1 protein-coding gene is annotated in these 840 nt (G+C 43.9%); it reads right to left on the reverse strand.

Going from position 1 to position 840, the window contains the following annotated elements; all coding sequences use genetic code 11:
- Nucleotides 1-65: 65 nt before the first annotated feature.
- Nucleotides 66-434: a four helix bundle protein gene (locus tag KIH41_RS18040; protein WP_213946878.1), complete on the reverse strand. Its 369-nt coding sequence runs from the start codon at nucleotides 432-434 to the stop codon at nucleotides 66-68.
- Between the last annotated feature and the right edge of the window lie 406 nt (nucleotides 435-840).

Genomic DNA, 840 nt, shown 5'->3' on the forward strand with positions numbered 1-840 from the left:
AGTTTACCTCCCGCGGGAGGCCGACCCACGGGGTGGACAACTATGACAACCATGACAACCACGACTTACAACCTCCACTCCCGACTTACGTAATCAATGAAATTATAAATCTTCACCCCGAGTTTATCGTATTTATTTGATAAATCTGAAGATAGGTCAATGGCTTCAGGATAGAGTATAGATATTTTTTTGAGATGATTAATAGTCTCCAGATTACTGGCGTGCGCATAATTTAAAAACCTCAAAAAGTCATTTTTATATTTCCTCCTCCCATAGCCTTCCACGATATTCGAGTTAATAGAATCTGCCGATCTTCTTATTTGGCTTCCCAGCTCATAAAGTTCCTGCTTTGGCAGAAAATAGCTAAAGCGGTGAGTTTCGATAAACAGCTCGAATGAGATTTTGTAAATTTCGAGGTCGTGATAGCTTTTCATAGTATCTCAAGGGTTATTTAAAAAATTGTTAAGGGAAAAGTTAGAAAAAAGTTAATAGTAGTAAACAGGTATTATGAAGCCTTAATTTACAATCAAAATTGCAGATTTAAAAATAGTTGTTATCGTGGTTGTCGGTCCCGAAGGCGCCTCCCCCGAGGAGGTAAACTTCGATGTTCGGGACTGTTGTCCTAAACCTGCGGTCCTCTGTTGTCGAGTTGTCGTTGTTCTATTCGCGGGAGAACAGGGAGGGATGAAGGTGGGCACCGCGAAGAAGATTGGGGTTCGGCAGCCTTCATCCCACCCCTAAGTAATCCCCTGCTGGGCGTCTAAATAGAACAATAACTACCACCACAACAACCCCGGGGAGGCGCAGTTTACCTCCCGCGGGAGGCCGACCCACGGGGTG

This window comes from Litoribacter ruber (assembly GCF_018500185.1).
In the GTDB taxonomy this organism is placed as follows: Bacteria; Bacteroidota; Bacteroidia; order Cytophagales; family Cyclobacteriaceae; genus Litoribacter; species Litoribacter ruber.

Excerpts from the sequence above, each read along its gene's own strand:
- KIH41_RS18040 (WP_213946878.1), bottom strand. The coding sequence starts at position 434 with ATGAAAAGCTATCACGACCTCGAAATTTACAAAATCTCATTCGAGCTG.